The 18,842-nt window shown below is 70.4% G+C and carries 16 protein-coding genes; 7 read left to right on the plus strand and 9 right to left on the minus strand.

The annotated features are described in order from the left end of the window. Window positions 1–7 precede the first annotated feature (7 nt). Entirely contained in the window at window positions 8–1,618 is a 1,611-nt protein-coding gene (locus L3K22_RS10015; RefSeq protein ID WP_263311264.1) for an MFS transporter, read from the minus strand. A gap of 457 nt (window positions 1,619–2,075) precedes the next feature. Here L3K22_RS10015 and iolD point away from each other — a divergent pair, with 457 nt between their 5' ends. From iolD to L3K22_RS10040, 5 genes are all read left to right on the plus strand, one after another. Beyond that, a complete protein-coding gene (gene iolD, locus L3K22_RS10020) occupies window positions 2,076–4,040 on the plus strand; it encodes a 3D-(3,5/4)-trihydroxycyclohexane-1,2-dione acylhydrolase (decyclizing) (RefSeq protein WP_263311265.1) in 1,965 nt (654 codons plus the stop codon). Window positions 4,041–4,193: 153 nt separating this feature from the next. Next, window positions 4,194–5,690, plus strand: coding sequence for a CoA-acylating methylmalonate-semialdehyde dehydrogenase (locus L3K22_RS10025; RefSeq protein WP_263311266.1), 1,497 nt, complete (start codon window positions 4,194–4,196; stop codon window positions 5,688–5,690). Window positions 5,691–5,938: 248 nt separating this feature from the next. Next, window positions 5,939–6,895, plus strand: a complete 957-nt coding sequence (locus tag L3K22_RS10030; protein ID WP_263311267.1) for a TIM barrel protein — start codon at window positions 5,939–5,941, stop codon at window positions 6,893–6,895. Window positions 6,896–6,961: 66 nt separating this feature from the next. After that, window positions 6,962–7,843: a sugar phosphate isomerase/epimerase family protein gene (locus L3K22_RS10035; RefSeq protein ID WP_263311268.1), complete on the plus strand. Its 882-nt coding sequence runs from the start codon at window positions 6,962–6,964 to the stop codon at window positions 7,841–7,843. Then, a complete protein-coding gene (locus tag L3K22_RS10040) occupies window positions 7,836–9,011 on the plus strand; it encodes a Gfo/Idh/MocA family protein (RefSeq protein WP_263311269.1) in 1,176 nt (391 codons plus the stop codon). Before L3K22_RS10035 ends, L3K22_RS10040 begins: the two co-directional genes overlap by 8 nt. Window positions 9,012–9,084: 73 nt before the next feature. On the opposite strand, the gene L3K22_RS10045 is transcribed toward L3K22_RS10040, so the two are convergent. The 8 genes from L3K22_RS10045 to L3K22_RS10075 form a co-directional block, all read right to left on the minus strand. After that, entirely contained in the window at window positions 9,085–10,374 is a 1,290-nt protein-coding gene (locus L3K22_RS10045) for an alpha-L-fucosidase (protein ID WP_263311270.1), read from the minus strand. Window positions 10,375–10,432: 58 nt separating this feature from the next. Next, a complete protein-coding gene (locus L3K22_RS16685; protein ID WP_308445922.1) occupies window positions 10,433–10,579 on the minus strand; it encodes a hypothetical protein in 147 nt (48 codons plus the stop codon). Window positions 10,580–10,582: 3 nt separating this feature from the next. Then, window positions 10,583–11,314 carry an NAD(P)-dependent oxidoreductase gene (locus L3K22_RS10050; RefSeq protein ID WP_308445923.1) on the minus strand — a complete coding sequence of 244 codons (732 nt, stop codon included), beginning with the start codon at window positions 11,312–11,314 and terminating at the stop codon, window positions 10,583–10,585. 48 nt (window positions 11,315–11,362) lie between these two features. Next, window positions 11,363–12,721, minus strand: a complete 1,359-nt coding sequence (locus L3K22_RS10055) for a four-carbon acid sugar kinase family protein (RefSeq protein ID WP_263311271.1) — start codon at window positions 12,719–12,721, stop codon at window positions 11,363–11,365. Between the two features lie 133 nt (window positions 12,722–12,854). Then, a complete protein-coding gene (locus tag L3K22_RS10060) occupies window positions 12,855–14,255 on the minus strand; it encodes a GntP family permease (protein WP_263311272.1) in 1,401 nt (466 codons plus the stop codon). Window positions 14,256–14,505: 250 nt separating this feature from the next. Continuing rightward, window positions 14,506–15,477, minus strand: a complete 972-nt coding sequence (locus tag L3K22_RS10065) for a 3-hydroxyacyl-CoA dehydrogenase family protein (RefSeq protein ID WP_263311273.1) — start codon at window positions 15,475–15,477, stop codon at window positions 14,506–14,508. A 214-nt stretch (window positions 15,478–15,691) separates the two neighbouring features. Then, a complete protein-coding gene (locus L3K22_RS10070) occupies window positions 15,692–16,495 on the minus strand; it encodes an SDR family NAD(P)-dependent oxidoreductase (protein ID WP_263311274.1) in 804 nt (267 codons plus the stop codon). 35 nt (window positions 16,496–16,530) lie between these two features. Beyond that, the gene (locus tag L3K22_RS10075) at window positions 16,531–17,460 is read right to left on the minus strand and encodes a sugar phosphate isomerase/epimerase family protein (protein WP_263311275.1); all 930 of its coding nucleotides are present in this window, start codon (window positions 17,458–17,460) and stop codon (window positions 16,531–16,533) included. Window positions 17,461–17,599: 139 nt separating this feature from the next. Between L3K22_RS10075 and L3K22_RS10080 the strand changes: the two genes are divergently transcribed. Next, a complete protein-coding gene (locus tag L3K22_RS10080) occupies window positions 17,600–17,758 on the plus strand; it encodes a hypothetical protein (protein WP_263311276.1) in 159 nt (52 codons plus the stop codon). Between the two features lie 214 nt (window positions 17,759–17,972). Further along, the coding region (locus tag L3K22_RS10085) for an IS110 family RNA-guided transposase (RefSeq protein ID WP_263311277.1) at window positions 17,973–18,842 on the plus strand (870 nt) is incomplete at its 3' end.

Genomic DNA, 18,842 nt, shown 5'->3' on the forward strand with positions numbered 1-18,842 from the left:
TCGGCCGTCAGCGCAGGCGGATGACGCCGCCGGCCTCGCGGAACTCCCATTCGATGCGCTCGAGGGTGAACTTCCGCGTCTCCGGCACCCGCAGGTAGTACCAGGTGACGGCGAAGATGTTGATCGCGGCGAACAGGCCGTAGGTGAACACCGGGCCGACCCCGTCCATCAGGACCGGGAAGGTGACCGTGACCAGCATGTTCGCCAGCCACAGGAGCATGACGGCGAAGCCGTTGGCGGCGCCGCGGATCGAGGCCGGGAAGATCTCCGAGAGCATCACCCACATGACCGGGCCGGGGCCCGACTGCATGCCGAGCATGAACAGCACGATCACGACCACGACGAGATACGGGACGAAGCCGGGGATGTCCGGCGAGACCGTGCCGTCGAGGTTGATGTACGGGTTGATGCCGAGCAGGAAGATCGCGGTCATCGCGATGAGGGACAGGGTGAGGATCGCCTGTCCCACGAGCAGCACCTGGCGTCGGCCGAAGCGGCGCAGCGCGAGCAGGCCCGCGGCGGAGCCGATCACGGAGGCGACGCCGGTGAAGACGTTGAGGATGATCGAGGCCTGCGAGTCGAAGCCGGCCGCCATCAGCACCTTAGGGGCGTAGTACATCATCGTGTTCACGCCGGTGAGCTGCTGCAGGATCGCGAAGGTGCCGCCGAAGATGATGATCGAGCGCAGCCACGGGACCCTGAAGCCGGCGCGCAGGCTGAGCTTCTCCCGTTTTGCCTCGAGGCGGCGGGCCTCCTCCATCTCGGCGACCTCGACGAGGACGTCGTGCCTGCCCTCGATGCGCAGACGCTTGAGGGAGCCGATCGCCTCCTCGAGCTCGCCGCGGCTGACGTGCCAGCGGGCGGACTCCGGCATCAGACGGATCCCGATCCACAGCGCGATCGCGGGGATCGAGCAGAGCACGAGCATGTAGCGCCATGCGTGGCCGTTGCCCTCGGAGACGCTGACCCCGGCGATGCCGGCGAGCAGGTCCCAGGAGACCGTCTCCCCGGCCTGGTAGGTGCCGGAGGGGTCGTTCTCGACGACGGCCTGGGGCCCGCCCTGCAGCGAGGCGATCACGGCGTTGAAGGCGAAGGCGGCGAGCTGGCCGGTGACGATCATGAGCTGGTCGACCGCGACGAGCATGCCGCGCTGCTCCTTGGGCGCGGACTCGGAGAGGTAGACCGGCACGGTGGTGGAGGCGCCGCCGACGGCGAGGCCCAGCACGAAGCGGGCGATGTACATCAGGACGATGTTCGGGGCGAGGGCGCAGCCGACGGCGCCGACGAAGAAGAGCACCGCGAGCAGCAGGATGTTGTGGCGTCGGCCGTAGCGGTCCGAGAGCCGGCCGCCGACGATCGCGCCGACGGCGCAGCCGAACAGCAGGAAGCCGCCGATCAGCCCCTCCTCGAGGGAGGTCAGGGCGAGGCCGCCCGCCTCGGAGGGCAGGTGCATGTAGGGCAGGGCACCGGAGATCACGCCGGTGTCGTAGCCGAAGAGGAAGCCGCCGAGGCAGGCGACGACGGCGAGGAATCCGATCGAGCGCTTCTTCCCGGAGGCGGGGGTCTTCGCGACCAGCTCGCGTAATCTCTCGGTGGAGTGCGACGGGGTGAGGCTCATGTTCCCTCCTTGGAACCTGAGACCGACGCCGGGGCGCCGGTGCGCGGTGCCGCCGGGCACCTGCGCGCTGGGCGGGGTCGCTCCCCGTCGATCCGCGGCGCCCTGATATGTCAGGACGGAGGAGCGCTGGAGAGGCTTGATTGTCCTGTCTTAACGACCGAACAATACTGACGAGACGGCAAGCTAACACAGGATTCTGACCCGGGGAAGGCCCGTTCGACCCGGGTCGGCAAGCGCAGATCGCGCCTACCTGGAGCTTTACCACAGGCACCTGCGGACATTCTTGTCATGACAAAGTGTTGACAGGGTCGGTCTCGCAGGCCATGCTTGTCCCACGAGCTCACCGTCGAGTGGACCCCGCGCGGTCACCGGCAGTGACGACGACCTCCCGCCGGCATGCACGGCGGGTCCGACCTTCCCGCCCCATCGTGCGGCGGGCCTGCATCACGGAGGCAGCATGAGCGAGAACCCTTCGGCCCCTGCCGCGGCGTCGGCCGCCGGCGCATCGTCGGCCCCCGCCGGCACGATCCGGCTCACCGTCGCCCAGGCCCTGGTGCGCTTCCTCGCCGCCCAGCACAGCGAGCGCGACGGCGTGCGGCAGCGTCTGATCCCCGGCACCTTCGGCATCTTCGGCCACGGCAACGTCGCGGGCGTCGGCCAGGCGCTCCTGCAGAACGCGCTGGACCCCGCCCCCGCCGAGGCTGCTATCCCCGCCGAGGCGGAGATGCCCTACTACCAGGCGCGCAACGAGCAGAACATGGTCCACACGGCCGTGGCCTACGCGCGCACGAAGAACCGTCTGCAGGCCATGGCGTGCACCGCCTCGATCGGCCCAGGCTCGACGAACATGGTCACCGGCGCGGCGCTGGCGACCATCGACCGGATCCCCGTGCTGATCCTGCCCAGCGACGTCTTCGCGAACCGCGCCGTGGACCCCGTGCTGCAGCAGCTCGAGGACGAGCGGGCCATGGACGTCACCGTCAACGACGCCTTCCGCCCCGTCTCCCGCTACTTCGACCGCATCTGGCGCCCCGAGCAGCTGATCCCCTCGCTGCTGGCCGCGATGCGCGTGCTCACCGACCCCGCCGAGACCGGCGCCGTGACGATCTGCCTCCCCCAGGACGTGCAGGCCGAGGCGCACGACTGGCCCGTGGAGCTGTTCGCCGAGCGCACCTGGCACGTCGGCCGCCCCGTGCCGGAGCCCGCGGCGCTGGAGCGCGCGCTCGAGGTGATCCGCGGAGCGGAGCGCCCCGTCGTCATCGCCGGCGGCGGCGCGATCTACTCCGAGGCGAGCGAGGCGCTCGCGGCCTTCACCGACGCGACCGGCATCCCGGTGCTGGACACCCAGGCCGGCAAGGGCGCGCTCAGCGCGGACCACCCGCTGTGCCTAGGCGGCGTCGGCGCGACCGGCAACGACGCGGCGAACACGCTCGCGGCCGAGGCCGACGTGGTGATCGGCGTGGGCACCCGCTACACCGACTTCACCACCGCCTCCCACACCGCCTTCCGCAACGCCGACGTGCGCTTCGTGAACCTCAACGTCAAAGCCTTCGACGCCGCGAAGCACGCCGCGACGATGCTGGTGGCCGACGCCCGCGAGGGTCTCGCCGCGCTGCAGGCCGGGCTCTCCGGCTGGCAGGCCCCGGCCGAGCACGGCGAGCGGGCCAGGCAGCTCCGCGCCGACTGGGAGCAGCTCGTCGAGCCCTGCTTCCAGCCCCACGACCAGGAGCTGCCCGCCCAGACCGAGATCTTCGGCGCGCTGAACGAGCTGATGGGCGACACCGACATCGTCATCAACGCCGCCGGCTCCATGCCCGGCGACCTGCAGGCGCTGTGGAAGGCCCGCTCCCCGCAGCAGTACCACCTCGAGTACGGCTACTCCTGCATGGGCTACGAGCTGCCCGCCTCGCTCGGCGCGAAGATGGCCGCGCCGGAGTCGGAGGTCGTCGCGATCATCGGCGACGGCACCTTCCAGATGGCGCCGCAGGAGATCGCGACCATCGTCGCCGAGCGGATCAAGGTCATCCTCGTGATCCTGCAGAACCACGGCTGGTCCTCGATCGGCTCCCTCTCGGAGTCCCACGGCAGCCAGCGCTTCGGCACCAAGTACCGCATGCGCGACGAGAACAGCGGGATGCTCGACGGCGACAAGCTCCCCTTCGACATCCCCGCGAACATCCGCTCCTACGGGCTCGAGGTGCAGGAGGTCTCCGACACCGAGTCCTTCCGCGAGGCGTACCGCCGCGCGGAGCAGTCCGAGGAGGCGACCGCGATCGTGGTCAACACGAACCTGTACGGCCCGAACCCGCCCGGGATCGGCTGGTGGGACGTGCCGGTCAGCGCCGTCTCCCGCCTCGAGTCGACCCAGCAGGCCCGCGCCCAGTACGAGCAGGACCTCGTCCCGCAGCGCCACTATCTCTGAACCGTTCCAGGCCGCGCACAATTCTGCGTCCTGTGCGTGACCTCAACTCCATATACGTCCTGAGGTCACGCCTGGAGCGCAGAAGTTCCCGCAGCGCCACTACCTCTGACCCACCGCAGACCACCCCGACACCCCACCCCGAGGAGAGACACCATGGGATACGAGATCACTCACTGGATCGACGGCCGCGAGGTCGCCGGAGCCGGCTCCACCCAGCCGATCATGAACCCCGCCACCGGCGGCGAGGTCGGCACGCTGCAGCTCGGCGACGCCTCTACCGTCGACCAGGCCGTCGAGGTCGCCCGGCGCGCGCAGAAGGAGTGGGCGAAGGTCTCGCTCGCCAAGCGCACCCAGATCCTCTACCGCATGCGGCAGCTGATGATCGAGAACACCGACGAGATCGCCGTCGTGATCTCCCGCGAGCACGGCAAGACCGTCGGCGACGCGAAGGGCGAGATCGCCCGCGGCCTGGAGACGCTCGAGTTCGCCACCTCCATCACGCAGGACCTCAAGGGCGGCTTCTCCCAGAACATCTCCACCGGCGTGGACGGCCACACCCTGCGCCAGCCGCTCGGCGTCGTCGCCGGCATCACGCCCTTCAACTTCCCGGCGATGGTGCCCTTCTGGATGCACCCGATCGCGATCGCGACCGGCAACGCCTTCATCCTCAAGCCCTCCGAGCGCGACCCCTCCGCCTCGAACATCGTCGCCCGCCTCTACCAGGAGGCCGGCCTGCCCGACGGCGTGTTCCAGGTGGTCCACGGCGGCAAGACCGTCGTCGACGCGCTGTGCACGCACGATGGGATCGCGGGGGTGTCCTTCGTCGGCTCCACCCCGATCGCCAAGCACGTCCACGCCACCGCCTCCGCGGCCGGCAAGCGCGTCCAGGCCCTCGGCGGCGCGAACAACCACGCCGTGGTGATGCCGGATGCGAACGTCGAGTTCGCCGCCGCGCAGGTCGCCTCGGGCGCCTTCGGCTCCGCCGGCGAGCGCTGCATGGCCGTCCCGGTCGCGGTGACCGTGGGCGACGTGCACGAGGAGTTCCTCGCCGCGATCAAGGCCGAGGCCGAGAAGCTCGTGGTCGGCCCGGGCGATGACGAGAGGACCGACATGCCGCCGGTCATCACGCCCGACGCGAAGGCGCGCGTGATCCGCATGACCGACGAGGCCGAGCAGGCCGGCGCCACCATCGTCGTCGACGGCCGCGGGCTCGTGGTCGAGGGCCACGAGAACGGCAACTTCGTGGGGCCGACGGTCATCACCGGTCTGCCCGCCGACCACCCCACCTACACCGAGGAGGTCTTCGGCCCGGTGCTCGTGGTGATGCACGTGAACAACTTCGACGAGGCGATCGACCTGGTCAACGCCTCTCCGTTCGGCAACGGCACCGCGATCTTCACCGACTCCGGCCACTACGCGCGCCGCTTCGAGGACGAGATCCAGGTGGGCATGATCGGCATCAACGTGCCGATCCCGACCCCGGTGGGCTACTACTCCTTCGGCGGCTGGAAGGACTCGCTGTTCGGCGAGCACCACGCCCACGGCCCCGAGGGCGTCTCCTTCTACACCCGCCAGAAGGCCGTCACCACCCGCTGGCCCTCGCAGAACGAGTCGGTCGAGTCCTCGATGAGCTTCCCGACCCACGACTGAGCAGCTGCACGGGCGGCCGACGGGGCCGGGCGGCCGCCGGCGGCCGCCCCGCCCCGCGGCCCACCCCCAACACGACAGCCGCCCGCCCGGCTTCCCGGCCCCCGCAGGTTTTGCGGCAGTGACGACTCATGGAAGCACCAGCATGAGTCGCAGCGGCCGCAAAACCTCACCAGCAGCCGCGCAGCTGCCGGCTCCACAGCCCGCGCCGCCGGCCCCACGCCCCGCATGACCTCCGAAGGAGCAGAGTCTTGACCACCACCTCGCCCTCCCCCGCCGCCGGCGACAAGTCGCGCAATCCCGAGGCGCCCTACGACAAGCTCACGATCGGCGTCTGCCCCGACCAGTGGGGCGTGTGGTTCCCCGAGGACGAGAAGCAGATCCCGTGGCGCACCGCGCTCGGCGAGATGGCCGAGGCCGGCTTCTCCGTGATGGAGACCGGGCCGTGGGGCTACTTCCCGAAGGACGCGAAGGAGCTGAGGTCTGTGATGGACGAGCACGGCTTCCGCGTCGTGGCCGGGACCGGCTGGGGCATCCTGCACAAGGAGGATGCCTGGCCGGAGACGGAGCGGACCTTCCGCGCGATCGCCGAGACCCACGCCGCCGTTGGCGCGGAGTACATGGTGCACCTGCCGCCGATGTACCGCGACGAGAAGACCTGGGAGTTCACCGACGACCGGGAGCTGACCGGCGAGGCGTGGCGGCGCTACGTCGAGAACGCCAACGAGCTGGGCCGCATCATGAAGCAGGACTACGGCCTGACGATGGTGCTGCACCCCCACGGCGACTCCCACATCGAGACCCCCGAGGAGATCGCCCGCGTCTTCGAGGCGACCGACCCGGAGCTGGTCAGCTTCTGCCTGGACACCGGCCACATCGTCTACGGCGGCGGCGACCCGATCTCGATGATCGACGAGTACCCCGAGCGGATCGGCTACGTGCACATCAAGGCCTTCGACCCGGACATCACCCGCGAGGCGCACGAGAAGGACTGGCCCTTCGGCGAGGCCGTCGCCAAGGGCGCCTCGGTGAAGCCGCCGGCCGGGCTGCCGGACATGAAGGACCTGGTCCAGAAGCTGGTCACCCTCGACAAGGAGCTGTACGTGATCTGCGAGCAGGACCTCTACCCCTGCGATCCCTCGCTCCCGCTGCCCAACGCCATCGCGACCCGCGAGTTCCTGGCCGAGTGCGGCCTGGGCGTGAAGTGACCCGCTCCCGCTGACCCCGCCGCGCCGCGCACCGCGTCGGCCCCGCCCCTTCGAAGGAGGACCTCCATGGTGAAGATCCTGCTGGACCCGTCCATGTACCACCCGCACCTCAGCGTCGCGGAGGAGCTCGCGAAGGCCGCCGAGCTGGGCTTCGAGTACCTCGAGCTCTCGCCCCGCGCCGACTTCCACGAGTGGCACCACTACCCCAAGGTGGACCGCCACCAGATCGCCGAGGTGAAGCAGGCGATGAAGGACACCGGGGTGAAGATCTGGACCTTCAACCCCGTCTTCGACTGGGCGAGCCCCGACGAGCAGGAGCGCCAGGCGCAGGTGCGCAACTGGAAGCGACTGCTCGAGATCGCCGACGCCCTCGAGGTGCCGCTGATCGCGACCGAGTTCTCCGGCGACCCGAACCGTCCCCGGCAGAGCGAGGGCCAGTTCTACAGGTCGATGGAGGAGCTGATCCCCGTCTTCGAGAAGTACGGCCTGGAGTGCACGATCGAGGCGCACCCCTACGACTTCGTCGAGGAGAACGACCGGGCCGTGCAGATCATCCGCGGCGTGGACCGGGACTGGCTGAACTACGAGTTCTGCTTCCCGCACGCCTACCACCTGGGCCAGGGCGCCCGGGATCCGCGCGAGATGATGGACTACGCCGGTGACCGGCTGAAGCACCTGCACATCGCGGACGTCTTCGACCACACCGCGAACGTCGGCAACCGCTACATCATGAACCCGCCGGGGGTCGATGCCCGCATCCACCAGCACAACGAGATCGGCAACGGCGGGATCGACTGGGACTCCGCCTTCGCCTACCTGCGCGAGCGCGAGTACGACGGGCCGGTCTCCGTGTGCGTGTTCGGCTGGGAGGAGGAGGCCGACGCGATCAACGTGAGGATGCGCGAGCGGATCCAGAAGGAGCTCGGGCAGGGAGGCCCCCATGCGTGAGATCGGCATCGGTGTGGTGAGCCTCGGCTGGATGGGGCGGCTGCATTCCGCGTCCTACCAGCGGATCCCCTCCCGCTTCCCGGAACTGGGCATCCGGCCGCGGCTCGTGGTCGCGGCGGATCCGATCGAGGAGAACCAGAAGGCCGCCGTGGAGCAGTTCGGCTTCGAGAGGGCCGTCGCCTCGATCGACGACGTGCTCGCCGATCCCGAGGTCGAGGCGATCTCGATCTGCTCCCCGAACTTCCTCCACCGTGACTTCGCGGTGAAGGCGGCAGCGGCGGGCAAGCCCTTCTGGATCGAGAAGCCGATGGGCGTCTCCGCCGAGCAGTCCCGCGAGATCCGCGACGCCGCGGCGGCGGCCCGGGGCGGCGCCGGCATCGCGACCGCGGTGGGCTTCAACTACCGCCATGCCCCCGCGATCGCGCACCTGCGCGAGCTCGTCCGCGGTGGGCGGCTGGGGCGGATCACGAACGTGCGCTGCTGGCTGATCGCCGACTACGCCTCCTCCCCCGAGGGGCCTCTGACCTGGCGCTACGACCGCGCCAAGGGTGGCAGCGGTGTGATAGGCGACCTGCTCTCGCACGGGGCGGACCTGGTCCAGCACGTCACCGGTCAGCGGATCGCCGAGGTCTCCGCGACCACCGACATCTTCGTCCGCGACCGGCCGGTCCCGACGAAGCTCGGCGTGGGCCACGGCGGCTTCGAGGTGGGCGAGGAGCGCGGGGAGGTCGAGAACGAGGACTGGGTCGCGGCACTCGCGCGGCTCGACGGCGGGGCGCACGCGACGCTCGAGTCCTCCCGCGTCGCCCGCGGCCACCGCAGCGACTACGCGCTGGAGGTGTTCGGCACCGAGGGCTCTGCCCGCTGGTCCTTCACCCGCATGAACGAGTTCGAGGTGATGATCGGCGAGGGCGGCACCGAGCACGGCTACACCACCGTGCTCGCCGGTCCCGGCCACGGCGACTACGCCCGCTTCCAGCCCGGCCCCGGCATCCCCATGAGCTTCGACGACCTCAAGACCATCGAGGGCGCCGCCTTCCTCTCCGACGTCGCGGACGGCACGCACCGCGCCCCGAGCGCCGAGGACGGGCTCAGCGCCGCCGAGATCTGCGAGGCGATCGTGCGCTCGGCCGCCTCCCGCAGCTGGGAGGGCGTTGTCCAGGGGTGAGGATCGACGGGCGGAGGCGCCCGACGGGAACGGGGTGGGGCCGCAGTGCGGCACCGCCCCGTCCGTGCTCTGGTCAGCCCACTCGCGCCGCGGACACCGCGACCGGTGCGGCGTCCTCGCCGGCGAGAGCCACCTCGACTCCGCCCGTCGGCCAGTCGAAGCCGGCGGGCAGCGCCGACGGGTCGATCCGCACCGGCCCCGCGCCACCGCTGAGGAAGACGTGGCACACCCCGTCCTTCTCGACCGCCCGCGCCCAGTCGATGCCGTCGAGCGTGAGCTCGCCGAGGCCGCGGGAGCCGGCCAGGTGCGCCTTGTGCTCGGCCATGAACTCGCCGAGCGACTCGAGCGCCGCGACCTGCAGCTCGTGGAGCGAGCCGTCGGCGCGCGGGCCGACGTTCAGCAGCACGCGGCCGCCCTTGGAGACCGCGTCGACGACGTGGCGGACGGCCTGCGCCCCGGACATGTACTGGGAGGCGTCCTCGACCTGGTTGTAGCCGAAGGAGAGCCCCACGCCGCGGCAGTTCTCCCACGGCTGTCCCTCGGGGATCTCGCCGGCCTGGTACTCGGTGGTCACGAAGTCCTGGTGCGCGCCGGCGAAGCGGTCGTTGATCAGCCCCTCGGGCCGGGCGGCGTAGAAGTGCTCGAGCAGCTGGCCGAGCCCGCCCTCCTCGAAGTGGAAGTTCTCGTCGGGCCAGCCGATGTCGTTCCAGAAGACGTCGGGTGAGTAGCGGTCGATGAGGTCGCGGACGTGGGAGGCGCAGTACTTCCCGTACTCGTCATCCCGCGGACGCTTCAGGTCGTTCACGTCCTCGCCGCTGACCAGCGGCTCCGTCGGCCGGACGTGCCAGTCCAGACCGCCGGAGTAGTAGACGCCGAAGCGCATGCCCGCCTCGGTCACCGCGGTCGCGATCTCGCCGACGAGGTCCCGCTGCGGGCCGCGGCGGACGGTGTTGCGGTCCCCGGTGCCGGGTGCGTCCCACAGGGTCACGCCGTCGTGGTGCTTGGTGGTGGGCACGACGTAGTCCGCGCCCGCGCGGCGGAACAGGTCGGCCCAGGCGGCGGGGTCGAAGTCGGAGGTGTCCCACTGGTTCAGGAAGTCGTCGTAGGGCGCGTCGCCGTGGACTTCCCAGTGGTGCTCGGCCGCCGGGGAGCCCTCGATGTGGATCGTGTTGAAGTACCACTCGGCGTAGGGGTTGTGGGCGAACCAGCCGTCGTCGTCGGGGACCGCGCCGAGCTCTGCGGTGGGCTCGGCCCAGGCGGGCACGGAGTAGGGGCCCCAGTGGATGAAGATGCCCAGCGGGGCGTCGCGGAACCAGTCGGGCAGTCGCTGCGGGAGGGAGCTCCAGGGCGTGGAGTCGCTCATGGCGGTGGGGCTCTCCTTCGAGTCGGGCGTGCGGGCCTGGTCCGAGTGTCCTCCTTGCTCAGCGCTCTCGCAGCACCCGGTACACGATCGAGTCGTCGCGGCGGTCCCAGCCCAGCTCGCTGCCGCGGCGGTAGAGCTGCTGTGCGGCGGTCGCGAGCGGCACCTGCTGGTCCACCTCGTCTGCGGCCTCGGCGACCAGCCCCATGTCCTAGACGAAGATGTTCAACGCGGAGCGGACGTCGTCGTAGGCGCCGTCGACCATGCGTGCGCCGCGGTCGGCGAACATGAACGAGGCAGCCGCGCCGGTGCCGAGCACCCCGTGGACCTGGCGCAGGTCCAGGCCCATCGAGTCGGCGAGCGCGAGCGCCTCGCCGGCGGCGGCGATGTGCACGCCGCACAGCAGCTGGTTGACGATCTTGAAGCGCTGCCCGTCCCCAGGGCGCGGGCCGACGACGGGGGCGTTCGAGGCGAGGGCGTCGAGGACCGGACGCGTGGCCGCGACGTCGGACTCGGCGCCGCCGACCATGACCAGCAGGTCGCCGTCGGCCGCGCGGGCGGCCCCGCCGGAGACGGGCGCGTCCACGATCCGCACGCCCGTCCCCTCGAGCCGGGCCGCGGTCGCGTCGAGGGCGGCGGGGCCGACGGTCGACATGATCAGCAGCACCGTCCCCGCCGTGAGCTCGCCGGCGATCCCGTCCTCGGCCCCGAACAGGACGGCCTCCAGCTGCTCGGGGGTCGCGACCATGACGGCGACGACGTCGGCGCCGGGCACGGCCTCGCGGGCGGTCGCGGCGGTGGCGACCTTGTCGGCGATCGCCTCGCGGGCGGCGGGGAAGAGGTCGTAGGCGGTCACGGGCAGGTCGGCGCCGGCGAGGGCGCGGGCCATGGGGGCGCCGATCGCGCCCAGTCCGATCCAGGCGACAGCGGGGGTGGTGGTCATCGGGGGCTCCTCAGGTCGGGGGCAGGAGACGGCAGGGTGGGGGCGGCGTCAGCGGGCGTCGACGGCTGCGGTGAGCACGTCGACCACGTCGGCGAGGGCCTGCTCGCCGCCGACGTTGCCGGGGAAGACGACGTAGGGCGCACCCATGACCTCGTCCGGCGCCTCCTGGGCGGAGAACAGCGAGACCTGCCCGGGCCAGAACTGTCCCTCGACGCGTGCGCGGCGGATCCCGAGGCCGTTCTCGGCGACCTCGTGGGAGGTGATCCCGCCCTTGGCGACCACCCAGGCGGGCTTCGCCGCGCGCACCCGTCGGACCACCTCGACCACGGCGTCGGAGACGCTGCGGGCGATGGCGAGGGACTCGGCGGGATCGTCGGTGCGCACCAGGTCGCGGCTGGTGAAGACGACGCAGTCGGAGGTGCGGAGGGTCGCCGTCGCCTGCGCGGCGACGTCGGCGAGGTGGTGCTCGCGGCGCTCGTCGAGCACGGAGGGGACGTGGATCTCGAGCTCGGCGAGGGTGCCGCGTGCCTGGACGGCGCGCAGCTGCGTGGTGGTCAGTCCGACGTGGGAGCCGACGACGACGAGGCCGTGGTCGAGCCGCCCCTCGGGGATCGTGATCGAGTCGGGGTCGACGACGCGTGCGCCCTGCTGCCCGACCAGTGGGCGCACGAAGGAGGGTGCGCAGCGGGTGACGAAGGTGCGCCCCTCCGCCTCCAGCAGCGCCATGGCCTCGGCGACGACCTCGAGGTCGGTGTACTCGGTGGCGTTGACGACCACCCAGCGTCGGTCGCGGACCCCGGAGAGGATCTCCCGCAGCCGGCCTGCGCCGGCGCGGATGTCCTCGAGGGAGACGGAGAGGACGCCGGCCGCGCGCACCGCTCCCCCGGAGCGCTCCTCGAGGAAGGCGCGCAGGTCGGAGCTGGTGAACCCGAAGGTGGCGTCGCGGGCGAAGTCCGTCTCGGCGACTTCGACGGCCTCGCCGTCGACGGTGGCGTAGTGGACGTCGCGCTCAGTGAAGCGGCCCGCCTCGAGCATCGCGGGGCAGAGCACGAAGGCGTCGACGTCGATGCCGCGCGCGGCGAGCTGGTCGGCGATCGCGACCGGTTCGGCGATGACGTGACCGCGCAGGGTCGAGTCGGAGCGGGAGACGACGTGCAGCCCGGTGGCGGGCACTCCCCCGTCGAGCACCCCGGCGAGGACGCGCCGGTTCAGCGCGACCGCCTCCTGCTCGTCGAGCGCGCGCGTGTTCGTCAGCACGAAGCAGGCGCTTCCGGGCTGTTCGAGGACGCCGACGGGGATCGCCGGGTCGAGGTCGAAGGCGACATCGATCCCGGCGACGCACTGCGAGCCGGTGGGGTCGTCGTCGAGGATCAGCAGGCGACGGTCGGTGGGCGCGGTGGCGGTCACGGGTCCTTCTTCCAGGAGGCGGGACGAGGCGGGCAGCACGGGGCAGATGCCGCTTCACGAGCAGGGCCGGGACGAGGCGGAGCAGGGACGACGAGCGCCCCTGCTCCCACCTTGTCAGATCTGCACCGGTCGTCTACGCGGCGATCACGAAGACGACCGAGGACAGGGCGAAGCCGAGCAGCGAGATCGTCGTGCCGACCAGCGACCAGGTCTTGAACGTCGTGATCGTGTCGAAGCCGCAGAACTTGCCGATCAGCCAGAAGCCGGAGTCGTTCACGTGCGACCAGCCGATCGACGCCGCGCCGATCGCGATGACGACCGCGGCGACCGCGATCGACCCGAAGTCGCCGGCCATGATCGCCGGCGCCATGATCGAGGCGCCGGTGGTCGCGGCGACGGTCGCCGAGCCCTGGGCGATGCGCATCGCCATGGTCACCAGGTACGCGGCGATGATCAGCGGCAGCCCCATCGCATCCAGCCCCTCGGCGACCTCGCCGCCGATGCCGGTCTCGGTGAGGACGCGGCCGAAGGCGCCGCCCGCGCCGGTGATCAGGATGATCGAGCAGACGGGCGCGAGCGCGTCGTCCACGAGCTCCTCGAGAAGTCCGCCCACCTGCTGACCGGAGCGACGGCGCGGGATCACGTAGAGCACCAGCATCGCGGTCAGCGCGGACAGGGCCATCGCGACCGGGGTCGCGCCCACGAGTCGGGAGAGCTGGTAGAGGACGTTCTGGTCGGAGACGGAGCCGGAGGCCTCCATGGTCGAGAACCCGGTGTTGAAGAAGATCAGCACCAGCGGCATGAGCAGGACCAGCAGGATCGCCCCGAAGGCGGGCCGTTCCTCGACCGGGACCTCGCGCGGCTCGCCGAGCAGGGCCGGCACCGGGGTGCCCGGGAAGCGCTTCGAGATCGCCCGGGCGACCAGGTAGCCGCCGAAGTACCAGGTGGGCAGCCCGATCAGAAGCCCGACGAGGATCACGAGACCGATGTCCGCGCGCATCACCGTCGCGGCGGCCGTCGGCCCGGGGTGGGGCGGCAGCAGCGCGTGCATCATCATGAACGACGCGATCGAGGGGAGCACGTAGCGCATGAACGAGCCGCCGAGGCGTCGGGCGACCGTGTAGATGACCGGCAGCATCACGATGAAGCCGGCGTCCAGGAAGATCGGGAAGGCGTAGAACAGCGAGGCGACCGAGAGGGCGAGCGGCGCCCGCTTCTCCCCGAACGTGTCGAGCATCTTGTCGGCGAGCACCTGCGCACCGCCGGTGACCTCGATGATGCGTCCGAGGACCGCGCCGAAGCCCACGAGCAGCGCGACTGTGCCCACGGTGCTGCTGAAGCCGGCGATGACCACGTCGATCACGTCGGCGACGCCGATGCCGGCGGCGAGGCCGGTCAGAACGGCGACGATCAGCAGCGAGAAGAAGGCGTGCAGACGGGTCTTGATGATCAGGAACAGCAGGAAGCCGATCGCGACGACCGCGATCGTCAGGAGCAGCCACACAGGCCGCTCCGCGAGGACGAGTTCTTCCACGGGAGTGTCTCCAGGGGTGTGGTGGCGGTGCTCGTCGGGTGCCGTCACGCCGGAGCGCTCGGGACCCGGGTCGACCCGCGGGTCCCGAGCGCTCGCTCGAGTCCCGGGCGTCGATGCCCGGCCGACGGGCAGAGCCCGCAGGATGGATGGGTGGGTTACGGCGTGATCCCGTCCGACGGGCAGAGCCCGCAGGACTGATCGAAGAGGTGCGGCGCAAGGCCGGCCGATGGGGTGTCGGCCGGCCCCGTCCTCAGGAGTCCTTCGGCGTCGCCTTCGGCGCGGGACCGAGCTCGGCCAGGAGCTGCGACATCTTCGCGTAGGCCTTGTTGCGGTAGGCGATCAGCTCCGCGGCGGTCTCCTCGTCGTAGTCGCCGAGCAGGCCCTTGCCGTTCTTGACGCCCTTGCGGTCCGCGGCGACGGCGTCGGTGAGGATCGTCGGGGTGGCGAGGCGGTCGCCGAAGGCGTCCTCGAAGGTCACGAAGCAGTTCACGTAGACGTCCAGGCCCGCCTGGTCGGCGATCGCGAAGGGGCCGAAGAAGCCCAGGCGGAAGCCGAAGGTGGTGCGGACGATGGTGTCGACGTCCTCGGCGGTGGCGACGCCCTCCTCGACGATGGAGGTCGCCTCCTTCAGCAGCGCGTACTGGAGGCGGTTCAGGACCATGCCGGGGGTGTCGGCGACCTGGGCGCCCTCGTTCCCCGACTTCTCCAGCAGCTCCTTGACCGCGGCGACGGTCTCGGGCGTCGTGGCCTCGCCCGCGACGAGCTCGACGCCGGGGATGAAGGGGGCGGGGTTGGAGAAGTGGACGGTGAGGAAGCGCTCGGGGTTCTTCACCGCGCTGACCAGCTCCTTGACCGGAATGGTCGAGGTGTTGGTGCCGATGATCGCGTCGGGGCGCGCGTGCTGCGAGATCGTGCCGAGCACGTCGCGCTTGACGTCGAGGCGCTCGAAGACGGCCTCCTCGATGAAGTCGACGTCCGCGACGGCCTCCTCGAGGCTCTTGCCGGCGGAGATGTTCTTCGCGACGAGGTCCGCGGAGCCGGGCGAGAACAGGCCCTGCTCCTCGAACTCGCGCGCCTCGCGCTGCAGGCGCTCGAGGGAGGCGTTCGCGTTCTCGACGCTGACGTCGGCGATGGTCACGTCGAAGCCGGCGATGGCGAGGACCTGGGCGATGCCGCCGCCCATGTATCCGGCGCCGACGATGGTGACGGTCGAGATGGTCATTCGGGGGAACTCCTTCGTCCGGGGGCGCCTCTCGGACGAGGGCGCCGGCGCTGCCACGCCCGACGCCGCCTTCGTGGAGACGTTCCGTGGGCTCGTGACAGCCATTCTAGCTATCCTATTGGATATTGACTAGGGGTGATTCTGCGGCGTGATACAGACGCAGAACCGAGGACCGAGGCGCCTTATGGGCGCCTTGCCCTGCCTGTCGCGAAGGTCAGTGCATGTGCTTGCCGCCGTCGACGTTGATCGACGTGCCGCTGACGAAGCTCGAGTCCTCGCCGACGAGGAATGCGATCAGGCCGGCGACCTCCTCCGGCTGCCCCACGCGCTGCAGCGGGATGTTCGAGCTCATGCCCTCCTTGCGCTCGTCGGTGAGGGTGCCGCCCATGATGTCGGTGTCGATCGGGCCGGGGAGGATGACGTTCGCGGTGATCCCGTACTGGCCGAGCTCGCGCGCGAAGCCGCGGGTCAGGCCCTGCACGGCGGCCTTCGCGGCGGCGTAGCCGGTCTTGGAGAAGGTGCCGCCGCCGTCGAGGGCGGTGATCGAGGCGGTGTTGACGATGCGCCCGCCCACGCCGCCGTCGACCATGCGCGTCGCCGCGGCCTGGGTCATCAGCAGCGCGCCCTTGGCGTTGACGTCCATGACACGGTCCCAGATCTCCGAGGTGAGCTCGAAGAACGAGTGGGGGCTGGGGATCCCGGCGAGGTTCACCAGGCCCACCACCAGCGGCAGCTCCGCGTCGATGCGTGCGAAGGCGGCGTCGACCGAGGCCTGGTCGGAGATGTCGACGCCGACCCCGATCACCTTCTGCTCCGAATCGGCGGGCAGCTCGGCGCTCAGCTCGGCGGCGAACTCCTCCACGGCCGTGCCGTCGATGTCGGCCGCAGCGACGCTCCACCCCTCGACGAGCAGCTTTCGGACGACGCGTCGGCCGATGCCGCGGGGCGCGCCGGCGCCGGTGACGACTGCGGTGCGGCGAGAGGGGAAGGGCTGGATGGTGCGGGTCTCGATGGTCATCTGAGAGTTCTCCTTCGAACGGGTGTGGTAGGGGCTCAGGCGGTCTCGGCCAGCGCCGAGCTGAGCACCTGCCGGATGTACTTCACGTTCTCGGCGATCACGCCGAGGGAGTCGGAGCCATAGTGCTCGCAGCAGAACGGGCCGGTGTAGCCGAGGTCGAGGGCTCGGCGGATGACCTGGCGGTAGTTGATGTAGCCGTACTTCAGCGGCATGGGCGCGCTCGAGTAGGCACCGGTGGCCGGGTCCAGGTCGCGGGTGTAGTTCTTGATGTGCCAGAAGTTAGAGTGCGGCAGCACCTTCTCGAACATGTCCGCCCACGGCTCGACCTCGCGGTGCAGGCGCACGAGGTTGCCGAGGTCCGGGTTCAGACCGACGCTCTCGTGGTCGACGTCGCGGAGGAATGCCACGGCACCGTCGGCCGTACCGATGTAGGTGTCCTCGTACATCTCGAGGCTGACCTCGATGCCCTGCGCCTTCGCGGCGTCGCCGAGGGTGCGGACCCGCTCGATCGCGAGGTCGCGCAGCGCCGGGTCGTCGACGTGCCCGTCGGCGAGCCAGAACCAGATCGCCGCGGCCTGCTCCTCGGTGAGGGCCTGCATGAAGCCGGTGTTCACGACGGTCACGCCGAAGCTCGGGGCCAGTTCGATGAAGCGCAGCGCGTCGGCGAGGTTCTGCTCGCCGTTCTCGACATCGACCACGGAGTTGCGGGTCATGGAGATGGAGGAGAGGGTCAGCCCCTCGCCGTCGAGGACACGGCGGAACTCCTCGACGCGCTCGTCGCTGAGCTTCGCGAGCGGCAGCCAGGCGTCGGTGGGGTCGACCTGGTCGACGCCGAGCTCCTTGACCTGTCGCAGCTGGGAGGCCCAGACGCTCGAGGAGGCCTCGAGGGTGGGAGTGCCGTCCGGCGTGGTGCTGCCGAACGAGAGCATGTTGGCACCGATGGGCCAGTTCTCTGCGGTGAACATCGTCGTCCTTTCACGGGGGTCACTCGTGCCATCGATCCTATAGGAACTTGGGACGAATGGGAAGAGCGAAGGGAGGGGCGCCGGCGGGTCCGTGCCGTCCGCGAGTCGGGAGCCCCGTCCGCTCGGCACCTCTCCTGGCATGCCCGCTTTCGCCGACGACGCCTCCGACACCTTCGCCGAGGCGCTGTCAGCCGTTCCCGCGGGTTCGCCGGTCGCCGGTGTCAAGGGCCGGATGCTCGAGCTGTTCACGGGCGGGGACCTTGAGCCGGGCACCCACCTCCCCCCCGTTACCTTGTGAGCACCCCGATGGACGGGGTCTGGTCGCTCGGCCGGGTATGGCTTTGTTGCCCTGCCATCAATGGTCCGGGGGGTGTTGCCGCCCGGTCGAGAGACACGCGTTGACCGCTGATAGGGACACGGCCCAGCACTGCTGAGGTCTCTTCGTAACGTGGGTGCCGGCACCGGGTGTCAAGACTGCGACCAGCAATGATGCTCCAGGGAAGGACAGCATCATGGACACACGATTCGCGGTCGTCGTCGGCCTCGACGTCGGCAAGAGCAGCCATCATGCCTGCGCGCTTGATCCCGCCGGGAACAAGCTGTTCGACAAGCCCCTTCCGCAGGACGAGTCCGAGCTCCGCGAGCTGTTCACCCAGCTGCAGAACCACGGTGAAGTACTGATGGTGGTCGATCAGCCGGGCACCATCGGAGCGTTGCCGATCGCGGTCGCCCGCGACGTCGGCTGCTCCGTCGCCTACCTGCCGGGCCTGGCGATGCGGAAGGCCGCAGACCTCTATCCGGGCAGGTCAAAGACCGACGCGCGGGACGCGTTCATCATCGCTGACACGGCCCGGACCATGCCCCACACCCTCCGACAGGTCGACCGCGACAGCGACGTCCTCTCCGCCCTTAAGGTGCTCGCCGGCTTCGACGAGGACCTCGCCCACGAGACCACGCGGGCGCTGAACCGGATCCGGTCTCTGCTCACGCAGATTCATCCCGCGCTCGAGCGAGTCTTCGTCGGCGGGACCCTCTCGACCGGGCTCGTGCTGGACCTGCTGGAGAAGTTCGGAGGCCCGACCGGGTTCAAGAGTGCAGGCCGGAGCAGGGTTCTACGGTTCGCCCGGACCCATTCGCGCCGCAACCCCGAAGTGCTGATCGACCAGATCTTCACCGCGCTCGCGGAGCAGACCGTGATCGTGCCAGCGACCGCGGCAGTGGAGCTGGTGATTCCCAGAGTCGCTGGTCAGGTGAAGGAGCTGAAGGAGCAGCGGGCGACCGTGGCGAGGGAGGTCGAGACCATGCTGGAGGACTTCCCTCTCGCCTCGGTCTTGATGAGCATGCCGGGGATCGGCATCAAGACCGCCGCCCAGATCCTCCTG

It is taken from the genome of Brachybacterium atlanticum, from assembly GCF_025669985.1.
GTDB lineage: Bacteria > Actinomycetota > Actinomycetes > Actinomycetales > Dermabacteraceae > Brachybacterium > Brachybacterium conglomeratum.